Source organism: Shimazuella sp. NTD250, from assembly GCF_059510375.1.
In genome coordinates, this window is record NZ_JCAJZS010000001.1 from 205,003 (window position 1) to 219,344 (window position 14,342).

General features: G+C 43.5%; 13 protein-coding genes. 8 read left to right on the top strand and 5 right to left on the bottom strand.

From position 1 onward, the window contains the following. Window positions 1-66: 66 nt before the first annotated feature. A complete protein-coding gene (locus tag AC5WOF_RS01090; RefSeq protein ID WP_496048107.1) occupies window positions 67-645 on the bottom strand; it encodes a TetR/AcrR family transcriptional regulator in 579 nt (192 codons plus the stop codon). 250 nt (window positions 646-895) lie between these two features. Here AC5WOF_RS01090 and AC5WOF_RS01095 point away from each other — a divergent pair, with 250 nt between their 5' ends. Beyond that, window positions 896-2,659, top strand: coding sequence for an MFS transporter (locus AC5WOF_RS01095; protein ID WP_496048108.1), 1,764 nt, complete (start codon window positions 896-898; stop codon window positions 2,657-2,659). 184 nt (window positions 2,660-2,843) lie between these two features. Here AC5WOF_RS01095 and AC5WOF_RS01100 read toward each other — a convergent pair whose 3' ends face one another. After that, window positions 2,844-3,350, bottom strand: coding sequence for a GNAT family N-acetyltransferase (locus AC5WOF_RS01100; protein ID WP_496048109.1), 507 nt, complete (start codon window positions 3,348-3,350; stop codon window positions 2,844-2,846). A gap of 326 nt (window positions 3,351-3,676) precedes the next feature. On the opposite strand from AC5WOF_RS01100, the gene AC5WOF_RS01105 reads away from it, so the two are divergent. The 7 genes from AC5WOF_RS01105 (at window position 3,677) to AC5WOF_RS01135 (ending at window position 12,640) form a co-directional block, all read left to right on the top strand. Next, window positions 3,677-4,000, top strand: a complete 324-nt coding sequence (locus tag AC5WOF_RS01105; RefSeq protein WP_496048110.1) for a hypothetical protein — start codon at window positions 3,677-3,679, stop codon at window positions 3,998-4,000. A gap of 440 nt (window positions 4,001-4,440) precedes the next feature. Next, window positions 4,441-5,235, top strand: a complete 795-nt coding sequence (locus tag AC5WOF_RS01110; protein ID WP_496048111.1) for a hypothetical protein — start codon at window positions 4,441-4,443, stop codon at window positions 5,233-5,235. Window positions 5,236-5,512: 277 nt separating this feature from the next. After that, entirely contained in the window at window positions 5,513-7,273 is a 1,761-nt protein-coding gene (locus AC5WOF_RS01115) for an MFS transporter (RefSeq protein ID WP_496048112.1), read from the top strand. Between the two features lie 174 nt (window positions 7,274-7,447). Continuing rightward, complete coding sequence (locus AC5WOF_RS01120) at window positions 7,448-7,927, top strand: hypothetical protein (protein ID WP_496048113.1); 480 nt, start codon at window positions 7,448-7,450, stop codon at window positions 7,925-7,927. A gap of 573 nt (window positions 7,928-8,500) precedes the next feature. Next, window positions 8,501-8,647 carry a hypothetical protein gene (locus AC5WOF_RS01125; protein ID WP_496048114.1) on the top strand — a complete coding sequence of 49 codons (147 nt, stop codon included), beginning with the start codon at window positions 8,501-8,503 and terminating at the stop codon, window positions 8,645-8,647. 299 nt (window positions 8,648-8,946) lie between these two features. Further along, window positions 8,947-10,743, top strand: coding sequence for an MFS transporter (locus AC5WOF_RS01130; protein WP_496048115.1), 1,797 nt, complete (start codon window positions 8,947-8,949; stop codon window positions 10,741-10,743). 190 nt (window positions 10,744-10,933) lie between these two features. Then, a complete protein-coding gene (locus AC5WOF_RS01135; protein WP_496048116.1) occupies window positions 10,934-12,640 on the top strand; it encodes an MFS transporter in 1,707 nt (568 codons plus the stop codon). A 199-nt stretch (window positions 12,641-12,839) separates the two neighbouring features. Here the strand turns inward: AC5WOF_RS01135 and rsfS are convergent, their stop codons facing one another. Genes rsfS through AC5WOF_RS01150 form a run of 3 tightly spaced genes read right to left on the bottom strand, consistent with a single transcriptional unit; the run spans window position 12,840 to window position 14,341 of the window. Further along, window positions 12,840-13,214 carry a ribosome silencing factor gene (gene rsfS / locus AC5WOF_RS01140; protein WP_496048117.1) on the bottom strand — a complete coding sequence of 125 codons (375 nt, stop codon included), beginning with the start codon at window positions 13,212-13,214 and terminating at the stop codon, window positions 12,840-12,842. Beyond that, window positions 13,198-13,767, bottom strand: a complete 570-nt coding sequence (gene yqeK / locus AC5WOF_RS01145) for a bis(5'-nucleosyl)-tetraphosphatase (symmetrical) YqeK (RefSeq protein WP_496048118.1) — start codon at window positions 13,765-13,767, stop codon at window positions 13,198-13,200. The genes rsfS and yqeK overlap by 17 nt, the downstream gene beginning before the upstream one ends. After that, a complete protein-coding gene (locus AC5WOF_RS01150; RefSeq protein WP_496048119.1) occupies window positions 13,745-14,341 on the bottom strand; it encodes a nicotinate-nucleotide adenylyltransferase in 597 nt (198 codons plus the stop codon). Before AC5WOF_RS01150 ends, yqeK begins: the two co-directional genes overlap by 23 nt. Window position 14,342: the final 1 nt, after the last annotated feature.

The following is a 14,342-nucleotide window of genomic DNA, read 5'->3' on the forward strand; positions in this document are numbered from 1 at the left end:
TTATTACCTGCAAATAAATCACTTTTTTATCGGACTAATCGTTCCGAAAACAATAAAAAAAATTGTTCATAGCATCTTGATCACGGATTCCATCATTTCATAGACCACTTTCTTATCACTCTTTATTTTGGACATTACATTTATACTATGATTAAGATTAAGCAATAAGTGTGCAAGAACTTTTATATCTTTTTCGGGGTCAATTTCTCCAGTTTGCTGTCCTTTCCTTAACAGTTCATAAAAAGACTGTTCCAAATCCTCGAGACTTGTCTTTATTAATTTACGAAATTGATCATCCGGTGAATCTAAAGAAATAATGGCATTTGTAATCATGCACCCTCTTGGTAAGAATCCATTAAAGGCATCTGTAATATGCTGGTCAAAATACTGTTTGATGCTCATTTTCACAGTTGAGTTACCAGCCAACAGGCTTCTTTTTTTCTGTCCGATTTTTTTATAGTGGTTAAGTGCATCCATATAAAGTGTTTGTTTATCAACAAAAGTTTCGTACAAACTCGATCTGCTTATGTTCATTGATTCCAACAAATCTGGTATACTTGTCGCTTCATAACCTTTTTTCCAAAAAACTAACATTGCCTGATGAAGCACGTACTCTTTGTCAAACTCTTTTATACGTCCGATCATCATCGCCCCCTTTTCATACTAACTAGTATACATTTTAAGGAACGATCAGTCCAATAATTTACGATGGAGGGGTGAAATCATTTATATTTAGCTTTATGAATTCTGGTATTCATACTTTAGGATCGACATCGAAACAAGAGAAATATATGGATCTCATTACGGGGATCTTAAATAGAAGGTTAACTTGTTATCATCCAGAAAATTAAGTAAAATTAAGGGAAAGGTTCGCTCTTCACGCAAAGGAGTTATCGTGAGAAGGATCGCCAAGTGGCGCACACTTCAGCTGGAATATCTCCAACTAGCTGGGGTGATGCTGTCCCAGATTCTTGTGGTTGCTGCGATTCCAACGTTCATCACTCAACCCCTGCATTTGATTGTGTATGAACAGGGATTGCCGACAGGTATGATTGTCATCTCGTATACCATGACAGCCCTTCTGTTTAACTTGTTTGTTGGAAACATCACAGAGCGATATGGCCCTCAGCGACTATTGCTCCTCTTCTTGCCCTGCTTGGCTGGAGTATATGGATTGTATCCCTTTGCTCATAGTCTTCAGGCATACGTAGCCATCCGGGTACTAAATGGTGTGCTGTTTGCCCAAGTATTGAATGCCATTTTGGTATTTGTTCGTATGAGAGTCTTGTCCGCTAGTGAAAGTTTTCGAGCACAGATTCATGGTCTGATCAATGGGCTGAACTTTCTAGGTGCAGGAGTTGCCACTGCCTATGGATTGAAGCTCGTTCATCACGTCCATCTGCTCTGGCTTCTCGCAGTGTGTTTCGGCGGACTGGCTGCCGTGGTCGTCTCTTGGGTAATCCTAGCTGATCGCTATAACCGTCGAGAAAAAAGATATTGGCGGTGGAAGATCAAGAAGTCCGTACTCACACTGATTCGCTGGCCACAGAAAGCCTTTAACAAGGAGGCTTTGATTGCAGCCCTTCCCGATGTGGGAATCAGTTCAGCGTACTGGGCTTTTCTCAGCTACTTTACCCCCTATGTCGGCGATCGATCTGGAATGGTTTTCTTCGTTTCCGAGGTAGTAAATGGTGCCTTGTCGATTACGATTATGCACAAACTGGTAGTCCGCTGGAATAAGGTCGTGATCACAAGTGGGATCACATTCTTGATCCTGAGCTTTACCTTGATCCACAAGGATGATCCTTTCTGGCTTCTTCTGTTGATTGGGATGCTCATTGGAATGTCCATGTCCGGTACTGGGCTCGCCATCTTGGAGAAGGTCAACCAGACAGCAAAACGACTGGGAACAGCTAACGCTACTGCTACTACCTTGAAGCAGCTGGGCAGTGTCATTGGTCCCGTGTATGCAGGTCTGATGTGGGGACTATTGGGAGCTGACCGTATGTGGCTCGCCATTGTCCCTCTGCTAATGGCTTCCCTGGGATTCCTTTACTTCGTCAAGCCTAAGCCAAAACAAAAACGAAGTCGAGGGACAAGGATTACCAAGTTCTCTTCTCGATGGCTCTTGTTGAAAATGTGGCTCGATGAAGAGTATTACATGCGATCGCAAAAACACATGGCACATGTAGTTTATGGGGTAAAGCTCGTTGCCTTTGAGAAGTACCAGAGAGAACTCGGGTTGGATCTTCACGTCGCCATCCATCATTTTCAAAAGTATATGCTTCTTCTCTTGAAGATGTTGGAAAGAAACGGTAAGCATTCACGATTCAACGATTGCAATCGTATGTTGTATACATCGCATGAATGGTTGAATGAAAGTGCGGAAGAGTACTGTGAAAAGCTTATCCGTCACTTTCGTGCTAACCAATCGAGGATCATGAGTTCAGAAACAGCATACCATGCGTATCATGATCTTAAACTACTGAAGGAGTTCGACTTTTCTCCAGAAATAGAGCATCTGGAACAGGTTTATAAAAAAGAGATTGAACCTGATCCTGTTCACGATGAATACAGTGAAAGCAGATACCAAACTTGGCTGGAGGGACATAAAAATGGAGTCCGCGTAGATTGGGACCCTCCCAGCGCAGAATTTTGACAGAACCTCCTCTAATTTGAACCCGAGGGTTCATCTGGCTAGACAGTAACATGTTGTCTAGCCACTTCATTTTATCTCATATGCTACAAGGGATGGTTCTTTTGTCGTATTGCTACAAATAAATAATAAATTCTTTACTCATGCCCCAAATACTTATCACTCATAAAATCATTTTTATTGAGCTTTATGAATTCTGGTATTCATGCTTGAGGATCGACATCGAAACAAGAGAAATATAACTATCTCCCTCTTTTCGGCATTCCCTCGCAATACCTTCTACAGCAAAGCCTTCCCTTTCATAAAGTTGCTGAGCTCGCTCGTTAAAATCCTTTACATCCAAGTATAGCCGATGAGCCTGTAATTGGTTAAAACACCAGCTCTTTAATAGTCTTAGTGCCTCTCTTCCGTAACCTTGCCTCTTTTCATTGATCACGATACGTTTTAAATAGAATGATCCATGAAGATTATCAAGATCGTTCATGATAATATATCCAACCTTATTCCCCGTTGAAACACTTTGTATGATCAGGTGTTCCATCTCTGGGCTCTCCATAGCATGAGTGTGTTGATCGATTGCCCAACAATCAATGAAAGGGGTATTTTCTTTTTCTACTCGAAGAACGAACTCTAAATCACTACTGTTTGTTTTTCTAAATATCAATTTATCTGATTGAATAATTACCTGATTCATTTATTCACCTCTATTTTCATGTTGCATTTTCCTTTAATATCATAACTTTCCCTATTTTCATTTATTATTTCACAATAAATGAAGCCTTTCTATACTTTTAGGGGAATATCCCCAATCCAAGGTCAAAAAATAGTCATCGAATCGATGGATTTTTTTTGATTTAACGTAAAGAAGTTTCCAAAGCTCCGTTCAAAAAAGGTGATACCATTCAATTGAAAAATAGCGCAAAGATAAGTGATTACTGAGTTTGACAGCTCAAATAGATTGCTATAAGATCGAAGTAAGTGGACTTAGTGTGAACACCAATCCTTTGAGGGAGTCGTGACGTGAAGATCATCGAGATGATCGATTCCGGGTTCGTCGTCGACCGTGATGGAGCTGCCACCGAGAGGATGGAGCCGTTCCCGTGCGACGAGGAAACCATGCCACCGACTTTGGCCATCTGTACCGTGTCGGTCATCCGTACCGTGTTGGTCATCCGTACTGGGTTCTTCATCCGTACCGTGTTGGTCATCCGTACTGGGTTCTTCATCCGTACCGTGTTCGTCAACCGAACCGGGTTGGTCATCCGAACCCAGTTCGTCAGCCGTACCGGGTTCGTCGTCTTCCCAAGTGGAGTGGTCGAGGAGGTCATCTCCCTGCGAGGCTGATCTCGTCTCGGCGGCTGGCTACTTTCCTGACATCAGTCAGGGAGCGTAGTCAGCCGCCGCATCATTTTTATAAAGCAAATAATTATTCGAATAACACCAACAATCCCCTGTTCTCACCCTGCCCCCAAATAATTTTACTCCACCCCAAAGAGTTACTGTATCGAAATTGGATTTATCTTTTTTGCTCCAACTGAACCAACAAATTCTTCACAAAAGCACGTATACTATCTGCGTTTTGCAATATCTTCCTTTCATTCTCCTTTTCAAACTTCATATACATTCCGTATATACTATCATATAAATCTATTTTTTCTGAAAAAATGGTGTTATCCTTCATTTGTTCTAATAAAAAAGGTAAAAAAATAATTTTCATTAAATGCTATATATAAATAATTTTATGCTATTATTCGGATATATAATCGCGTTCGAAGGAGAATTATATGAGAAAGATATTAGGATCAATTTGCATTGTATTAATCCTTTACTTTATTATTATTTCTATATTTTCAGATGACCCAGACAGCACGGCCACTTTTTCAAACAAAAATCTGGTAAAAAAAACAGAGATGTCTACTTTTTACACCGATACTGATAAGTTGAAGGATCGTTCGATCGTGATCTATGGACAAATCTCCAATATCTCGGATGGAAAACTTCAGATCTACACTGACCCGGATTTAAACAACGACGTTTTCATCAAAGGAAAAACGGATCAATGGAAAGGAAATGATTTTGTAAAAGTAAGTGGTGTCGTTGCAGGAGACTACGAGTACACAAATACGTTAAACCAAACTCGCCATTCTCCCATGATTATTGCTACAAAAATAGAAAAATCTGATTATGTAACATCTTATTATCCTGCTACTCATGTAATCTCAGTGAATCAGGAGAAAAATCAGTTTGGAAACAAGATCAAAATAGAAAGAGTAGAGTTAGCAGAGAAACAAACACGAGTCTATCTAAAAATCACCAATGATTCCAAGTACAAGTTCAATTTGTATTCCGCACAAATGCACTTGATTCAAAATGGAAAGCAATACGAATTCGACAATTCCTACTCGGGAACTTATAAAGAAGTACCATCTGAAATTCTCCCTGGTACCGTTTCTGATGGTGTGGTCACATTTCCTGCTATCCATTTTAACCAGCCATTCACGATTTACATGGAAGGGTTTAGTTACAACACGGATATAGACCTGCAACCATTTGTAGTATATGTGAAAAATGACAAATGAACCTCTAGCAGTTAATGAAGAATTTGTAGATAGTTATACTTTTTCCTCACACATTAAATCGGTTTTTTTTCCTTGGAACAATGCTAGAGCCTTTGAGTATAATCCCAAAGGCTCTTTTCTATTCTATTAACCTGTGACCTTGTTGGGATGAACCTTCTCCTTCGCTAACACTTGGAATGGGGGTTTCTTACCATACTACTCGAACGTTAACTTGTTACTATCCAGAAGATTAAGTAAAATAAAGGGAAAGGTAAGCTCTTCACACAAAGGAGTTTTGGTGAGAAGGATTTCCAAATGGCGCACACTTCAGCTGGAATATCTCCAACTAGCTGGGGTGATTCTATCCCAGATTCTAGTGGTTGCTGCGATTCCATCGTTCATCACTCAACCCTTGCATTTGGTTGTGTATGAACAGGGATTGCCGACAGGTATGATCGTCATTTCGTATACCATGACAACATTCCTGTGTACCTTGTTCGTCGGAAACATGACAGAGCGATACGGTCCTCAGCGACTGTTGCTCCTCTTCTTGCCTTGCTTGGCTGGAGTGTATGGATTGTATCCCTTTGCTCATAGTCTGAAAGCTTATGTGGCAATTAGGGTACTAAATGGCGTTCTGTTTTCCCAAGTATTGAATGCCATTTTGGTTCTTGTCCGTATGAGGGTCTTGTCCGCTAGTGAAGGCTTTCGAGCAAGGATTCATGGTCTGATCAATGGGCTGAACTTTCTAGGTGCAGGAGTTGCCACGGTCTATGGACTGAAGCTCGTTCATCACGTCCATCTACTCTGGCTGCTCGCGGTGTGTTTCGGCGGACTGGCTACCGTGGTCGTCTCTTGGGTAATCCTAGCTGATCGTAAGAACCGTCGAGAAAAAAGATATTGGCGGTGGAAGCTCAAAAAATCCGTACTCACGCTGATTCACTGGCCACAGAAAGCCTTTAACAAGGAGGCTTTGATTGCTGCCCTTCCCGATGTAGGGATCAGTTCAGCGTACTGGGCTTTTCTCAGCTACTTTACCCCCTATGTCGGCGATCGTTCTGGCATGGTTTTCTTCGTCTCCGAGGTGGTAAATGGTGCCTTGTCGATTACGATTATGCCCAAACTGGTAGTCCGCTGGAATAAGGTCGTAATCACCAGTGGGATCACGTTCTTGATCCTGAGTTTTACCTTGATCCACAAGCATGATCCTTTTTGGCTTCTTCTGTTGATTGGGATGCTCATCGGACTGTCCATGTCCGGTACAGGACTTGCCATCTTGGAGAAGGTCAATCAGACAGCAAAACGACTGGGAACAGCAAACGCAGCTGCTACTACCATGAAGCAGCTTGGCAGCGTCATTGGACCCGCGTATGCGGGTCTTATGTGGGGACTGCTGGGAGCTGACCGTATGTGGCTCGCCATTGTCCCTCTGCTGATGGCTTCCTTGGGATTCCTTTACTTCGTCAAGCCTAAGCCTCAGCAAAAACGAAGTCGAGGGACGAGGATTACCAAGTACTCTTCTCGATGGCTCTTGTTGAAAATGTGGCTCGATGAAGAGTATTACATGCAAAGAAATAAACTTCACACCCCGCATTACGTATATGGGAGACAACTCGTTGCCTTTGAGCAGTACCAGAAGGAACTCGGGTTGGATTTTCACGTCACCATCCATCATTTTCAAAAGTGTTTGCTTCTTCTCTTGAAGATGGTGGAAAGAAACGGTAAGAAATCACAATTCAACTTTTGTAATGAGCTGTATGCGCCGCGATGGTTGGATGAAAGTGCGGAAGAGTACTATGACAAACTCCTTCGTGCTGAGCAGTCAAGATTCACGTGGCGTTCAGAAACAGCATACTATGCGTATCATGATCTTAAACTACTGAAGGAGTTCGACTTTTCTCCAGAAATTGCATACCTAGAAAAGGTTTATACAAAAGAAATCAAACCTGGTCTTCCTGATGGCCATGAACAAGATAGAAGAAGAAAAGAACTTTGGCCGGAGGGAAGTAAAGAGGGATTCTCCTTCACACTTCCCGATATAAGACATCTCCGGATGTGAGTTCTCATTGCCGCTGAGGTAAGAAACGAACTCCATCCATCGTACAAAGCTCCCCGTACTGACTTCGGTCGGTACGGGGAGTGCGCATTTTAGGGAATGAAGGTTAACTTGTTATCATCCAGAATATTAAGTAAAATAAAGCGAAAGATAAGCTCTTCACACAAAGGAGTTTTGGTGAAAAGGATCGCCAAATGGCGCACACTTCAGCTGGAATATCTCCAACTAGCTGGGGTGATGCTGTCCCAGATTCTTGTTGTTGCTGCGATTCCATCGTTCATCACTCAACCTCTGCATTTGGTTGTGTATGAACAGGGATTGCCGACAGGTATGATCGTCATCTCGTATACCATGACAACCCTGCTGTGTACCTTGTTCGTCGGAAACATGACAGAGCGATACGGCCCTCAGCGACTGTTGCTCCTCTTCTTGCCTTGCTTGGCTGGGGTATATGGATTGTATCTTTTTGCTCATAGTCTTCAGGTATACGTGGCCATCCGGGTACTAAATGGTGTTCTGTTTTCCCAAGTATTGAATGCCATTTTGGTTCTTGTCCGTATGAAGGTCTTATCCGCTAGTGAAGGTTTTCGAGCAAGGATTCATGGTCTGATCAGCGGTCTGAACTTTCTAGGTGCAGGAGTTGCCACGGTCTTTTGAATATTCTTAAAATAATATCTAGTTTGATTATGAATCAGTATTCTGATGAATTTCTATTACACATGAGACGTTAAAAAAAAGGCAGACCACACATTTATCACATTATCTAGTTTACTGTAAGAAACAATTTTCAAAAGCATCACCTAAACCCTTACTTGCCCCAAGTATAAGAAAATTCCTCATGTTTTCTCCTCTCTTACCTTAACTTATTGAAATTTATTTTTCCCCTAGGAAACAGGAACAAGACCATCAACGATATCAATCAGCGTTCCATGAACTCTTGCTAACACCTCCTAACTTGTGAAACAACATTTATCTATTTACGATTGATTAACGATTTCTTAACACTAATCATCTTGAATGTCTGTTACCGTGCAATAAATAATATTACTAGCAAGATCAACAATCACGCGAGTTGGATGTCTATGACGTCCAGAAAAGAGAAACGAAGATGTGTGGTGCAACCACTCCCAGCTCCCAAAAAACCGAAAACGAGCCCAAACACGTCATCAGCCCCGACGAGATGGAGAGGCGGCTTCGACTCCACATCCCTACTGAGTTCCCAGGAGGGAATTGGAGGACAGAAATTGCAACGGCGAGGTTCATCAACACCCTTCTCGAAACCAATCTATCCGAGTCGGTCATCACCGTCCCAAACCAGCTAACCCAGCTCATTTGGGATCAACCCCGTCGAGTACAAGAGAAGCACAGCGTACATGACATTAGTGGCCTCGGGTTTGGAAGGGGGGATGCAATCCGCCTCCAAGACAACCGGTGGCTGGTTATCTATCAGAACATGTTCCAACAGTACTACTGCATCGTCATCTAACCATCTCTGGACGTGAGTTCTCATTACCTATGAGGTAAGAGACGAACTCCATCTTTCGTGCAAAGCTCCCCGTACTGACTTCGGTCGGTACGGGGAGTGCGCATTTTAGGGAATGAAGGTTAACTTGTTATCATCCAGAAAATTAAGTAAAATTAAGGGAAAGGTAAGCTCTTCACGCAAAGGAGTTATCGTGAGAAGGATCGCCAAGTGGCGCACACTTCAGCTGGAATATCTCCAACTAGCTGGGGTGATCCTGTCCCAGATTCTTGTGGTTGCTGCGATTCCATCGTTCATCACTCAACCCCTGCACTTGGTTGTGTATGAACAGGGATTGCCAACAGGTATGATTGTCATCTCGTATACCATGACAGCCCTTCTGTTTAACTTGTTTGTCGGGAACATCACAGAGCGATACGGCCCTCAGCGACTATTGCTCCTCTTCTTGCCTTGCTTGGCTGGGGTATATGGATTGTATCCCTTCGCTCATAGTCTGAAGGCATATGTGGCAATCCGGGTACTAAATGGTGTGCTGTTTGCCCAAGTATTGAATGCCATTTTGGTATTTGTCCGTATGAGGGTCTTGTCCACTAGTGAAAGTTTTCGAGCAAAGATTCATGGTCTGATCAATGGGCTGAACTTTCTAGGTGCAGGAGTTGCCACTGCCTATGGATTGAAGCTCGTTCATCACGTCCATCTGCTCTGGCTGCTCGCAGTGTGTTTCGGCGGACTGGCTGCCGTGGTCGTCTCTTGGGTAATCCTAGCTGATCGCTATAGCCGTCGAGTCAACCGTCGAGAAAAAAGATATTGGCGGTGGAAGATCAAGAAGTCCGTACTCACACTGATTCGCTGGCCACAGAAAGCTTTTAACAAAGAGGCTTTGATTGCAGCCCTTCCCGATGTGGGAATCAGTTCGGCGTACTGGGCTTTTCTCAGCTACTTTACCCCCTATGTCGGCGATCGTTCTGGCATGGTTTTCTTCGTTTCAGAGGTAGTAAATGGTGCCTTGTCGATTACGATTATGCCCAAACTGGTAGTCCGCTGGAATAAAATCGTAATCACAAGTGGGATCCTGTTCTTGATCCTGAGCTTTACCTTGATCCACAAGCATGATCCTTTTTGGCTTCTTCTGTTGATTGGGATGCTCATCGGAATGTCCATGTCCGGTACAGGACTTGCCGTCTTGGAGAAGGTCAACCAGACAGCAAAACGACTGGGAACAGCTAACGCTACTGCTACTACCTTGAAGCAGCTCGGCAGCGTCATTGGTCCCGTGTATGCGGGTCTGATGTGGGGACAGTTGGGAGCTGACCGTATGTGGCTCGCCATCGTCCCTCTGCTGATGTCTTCCCTGCTATTCCTTTACTTCGTCAATCCTAAGCCAAAACAAAAACGAAGTCGAGGGACGAGGATTACCAAGTTCTCTTCTCGATGGCTCTTGTTGAAAATATGGCTGGATGAAGAGTATTACATGCATGGAAAGAAACTTCACATCCCGTATGCAGTATATGGGAGAGAATTCGTTTCCTTTGAGGAGTACCAGAAAGAACTTGGGTTGGATCTTCACGCCGCCATCCATCATTTTCAAAAGTGTTTGCTTCTTCTCTTGAAGATGGTGGAAAGAAACGGTAAGCAATCACAATTCACCTTTTGCAATGAGCGGCTTGTACCACGATGGTCAAATGAAAGTGCGGAAGAGTACTGTGAAAAGCTTGTCAGTCGCATTCGTGAAGATGAAGATCGGTCAAGGTTCCCGTGGCGTTCAGAAACAACAGCATGCAAAGCGTATCGAGTTCTTAAAATTCTGAAGGAGTTCGACTTTTCTCCAGAAATTGCGTACCTAGAAAAGGTTTATGCAGAAGAGCTCGAACCTGGTCCTCCTAATGGCTATGAACAAGATAAAGGAAGAAAAGAATTTTGGCCGGAGGAAAGTAAAGAGCGATTCTCCTGGGAGGACCTTTACGATATAAGTTCGGATTCATCCGACTAGACATCTATGGATGTGAGTTCTCATTGCCAATGAGGTAAAAAACGAACTCCATCCATCGTACAAAGCTCCCCGTATTGACTTCGGTTGGTACGGGGAGTGCGCATTTTAGAGAATGAAGGTTAACTTGTTATCATCCAGAAAATTAAGTAAGATTAAGGAAAAAGTAAGCTCTTCACGCAAAGGAGTTTTGGTGAGAAGAATCGCCAAATGGCGCACACTTAAGCTGGAATATCTCCAACTAGCTGGGGTGATTCTGTCCCAGATTCTCGTTGTTGCTGCGATTCCATCGTTCATCACGCAACCCCTGCATTTGGTTGTGTATGAACAGGGACTGCCGACAGGTATGATCGTCACCTCGTATACTATGACAACCCTGCTGTGTACCTTGTTCGTCGGAAACATGACAGAACGGTATGGCCCTCAACGACTGTTGCTCCTCTTCTTGCCTTGCTTGGCTGGAGTATATGGATTGTATCCCTTTGCCCATAGTCTTCAGGCATATGTGGCAATTAGAGTACTGAATGGTGTTCTGTTTTCCCAAGTATTGAATGCCATTTTGGTTTATGTCCGTATGAGGGTCTTGTCCGCTAGTGAAGGTTTTCGAGCAAAGATTCATGGGCTGATCAGTGGGCTGAACTATCTAGGTGCAGGAGTGGCCACGGTCTATGGATTGAAGCTCGTTCATCACGTCCATCTGCTCTGGCTTCTGGCGGTGTGTTTCGGTGGACTGGCTACCTTGGTTGTCTCTTGGGTAATCCTAGCGGATCGCTATGGCCATCGAAATGTCCGTCGAGAAAAAAGATATTGGCGGAGGAAGCTCAAGAAGTCCGTACTAACGCTGATTCGCTGGCCACAGAAAACCTTTAATAAGAAGGCTTTGATTGCTGCCCTTCCCGATGTGGGGATCAGTTCAGCGTACTGGGCTTTTCTCGCCTACTTTACCCCCTATGTCGGCGATCGTTCTGGAATGGTTTTCTTCGTTTCAGAGGTGGTAAATGGTGCCTTGTCGATTACAATTATGCCCAAACTGGTAGTCCGCTGGAATAAGATCGTAATCACAAGCGGGATCCTGTTCCTGATCCTGAGTTTTACCTTGATCCACAAGCATGATCCTTTTTGGCTTCTTCTGTTGATTGGGATGCTCATCGGAATGTCCATGTCTGGTACAGGACTTGCCATCTTGGAGAAGGTCAACCAAACAGCACAACGGCTGGGAACAGCAAACGCTACTCATACGACAATGAGGCAGCTCGGCGGCGTCATTGGTCCCGTGTATGCGGGTCTGATGTGGGGACTGCTGGGAGCTGACCGTATGTGGCTCGCGATTGTCCCTCTGCTGATGACTTCCTTGGGATTCCTTTACTTCATCAAGCCAAAGCAAAAGAAAAAACGAAGTCAAGGAAAGAGGATTACCAAGCACTCTTCTCGATGGCTCTTGTTGAAAACTTGGCTGAATGAAGAGTATTATATGCGATCGGATGAACTTCCCATCGCGTGTGGTTTGTATGGGAGACAACTCATTGCTTTTGAACGTTACCAGAGTGAATTTGGGTTGGATCTTCAAGTCGCCATCCATCATTTTCAAAAGTGTTTGCTTCTTCTGTTGCAGATGGTGGAGAGAAACGGTAAGAAACCACAATTCAACCGTTGGTTTCGATTGTGCTGGACGGATGAAAGTGCGGAAGAATTCTATGACAAGTTTGTCAGTTCCCTTCGTACTGAGACAATCGTGGAACCAGTAGCATGCAGAGCATATCAAGATCTTAAAAAACTCATGTTCTTTGGAATTCCTGGAACGGTAAGATTCAACTTTTCTCCAGAAATAGAGTATCTGGAACAGGTTTATAGAAAAGAGATTGAAAATAATAGAAAATACTTCGTATATCCTAATCTATGAATCCAAGGGTTCATCTGCCTAACCATCTATGGACGTGAGTTCTCATTGCCTAAGAGGTAAGAGACGAACTTCATCCATCGTACAAAGCTCCCCGTACTGACTTCGGTCGGTGCGGGGAGTGCGCATATAGGGGAACGTTGGAACTATTCATTTTCTAAGCAAAAAGCCCCTCATAGGAAGGGCTTTTCTTTCTATCCTATTAACCTGTGATACTAACGGGCTGTGCGTCTCCCCAGAGACGCTCCAAATCGTAAAAATCCCGTTCATCTCGGTGGAAAACATGAACGACCACATCACCGATATCAATCAGCACCCAACGAGCCTCTTGTAGTCCTTGAATTCCTTTAATGCGAATTTTTTTCTCCTCGCATTTTTTCTTAATTGCTGTAGCTATGGCTTCTACTTGTGTACGAGAACCTCCGTGACAAATCACAAAGTAATCAGCAAAAGAAGAAACGTCACGAATATCCAACACAGATACGTCTTGCGCCTTTTTTTCCTCGGCAGCGGTAGCCGCAAGCGTTGCGATCTCCACTAGATTCAACCGGATTCCTCCCTCAGATGTCAACTTCATGCTCGGTCAAACTTTTGAGTGTATCATAAGTCAGCGGATACACGCGCTGACCACATGAAATGAGAAATTGAATCGTTTGCTTCAATGCAAGGACTATGGCTTCATCCAAACTTTTTTGGGCGAGTTGTCTTGCAGCGTCAACCCCAGGAAACTTTCTTGCCGGTTCAATGTAATCTGCAAGAAAGACGATTTTTTCTACTAGGCTCATGTCTGGCCTGCCAGTAGTGTGATAAAAAATCGCATTGGTGATGTCGATGTCCTGAATCCCGAATTCCTTGGCTGCGACTACAGAAGCAACTGGTCCATGCCATAGCTCTTGATTATATAATAATAGATCTTGGGGTAGTTTGTACTGTTTTATTGCAAAAATTAATTCTTCTGCCGTCCAAAATTTGCAGTAGTCATGAAGAATTGCTGCGGTATCCACTTTTTCTTTATCTGCCTCATATCGCTCCGCCAATCCGGCTGCTGTTTCAACTACCCGCAGTGTATGTTCCCATCTAGATAGAGGCAATTGCTCACAGGTACGATCAAGATAATCTTGTCGGTTCATACAATTGATGCTCCTCTATATAGCGGCAAACTCCACTTGGGACAGCATAACGAAAAGAACGGCCTCCTATGATATTGTTTCGAAGCTGAGACGCCGACAAGAAAATTTCCACCGCATCTTCCACCCAACGTACTTTCTCCTGAATAAATTCAGGGAGTGACTCAGCTGTAAAGCCTGGACGGTGCATGGCGATAATCGATACATGCTCAACCAATTTGTCTATTTGGTACCAGCTGGGCAGATTATCCACCATGTCTGTACCAACGATTAAAGAAAACTGATAAGTGGGATAAGCTTTCACCGCCCAGTTCACTGTATCGATGGTATAAGATAGTTTTTCCCTTTTTATCTCCCAATCTAACACCTCAAAAGCGGAATTTTCTTCCGTAGCAATTTGTACCATTGCTAACCGATGTTTTGCAGGGGTGATAGGATGTCCTTGTTTGTGTGGAGGTTGTCCAGTTGGGATAAACCACACTTTGTCCAATTCCATCCGATCCCTTGCTTGTTCCGCAATTAATAAATGTCCCATATGAATCGGGTCAAAAGTTCCACCAATGATACCTATTTTCATA

Excerpts from the sequence above, each read along its gene's own strand:
- AC5WOF_RS01150 (WP_496048119.1), bottom strand. The coding sequence starts at position 14,341 with ATGAAAATAGGTATCATTGGTGGAACTTTTGACCCGATTCATATGGGA.
- rsfS (WP_496048117.1), bottom strand. The coding sequence starts at position 13,214 with ATGAAGTTGACATCTGAGGGAGGAATCCGGTTGAATCTAGTGGAGATC.
- AC5WOF_RS01100 (WP_496048109.1), bottom strand. The coding sequence starts at position 3,350 with ATGAATCAGGTAATTATTCAATCAGATAAATTGATATTTAGAAAAACA.
- AC5WOF_RS01110 (WP_496048111.1), top strand. The coding sequence starts at position 4,441 with ATGAGAAAGATATTAGGATCAATTTGCATTGTATTAATCCTTTACTTT.
- AC5WOF_RS01090 (WP_496048107.1), bottom strand. The coding sequence starts at position 645 with ATGATCGGACGTATAAAAGAGTTTGACAAAGAGTACGTGCTTCATCAG.
- yqeK (WP_496048118.1), bottom strand. The coding sequence starts at position 13,767 with ATGAACCGACAAGATTATCTTGATCGTACCTGTGAGCAATTGCCTCTA.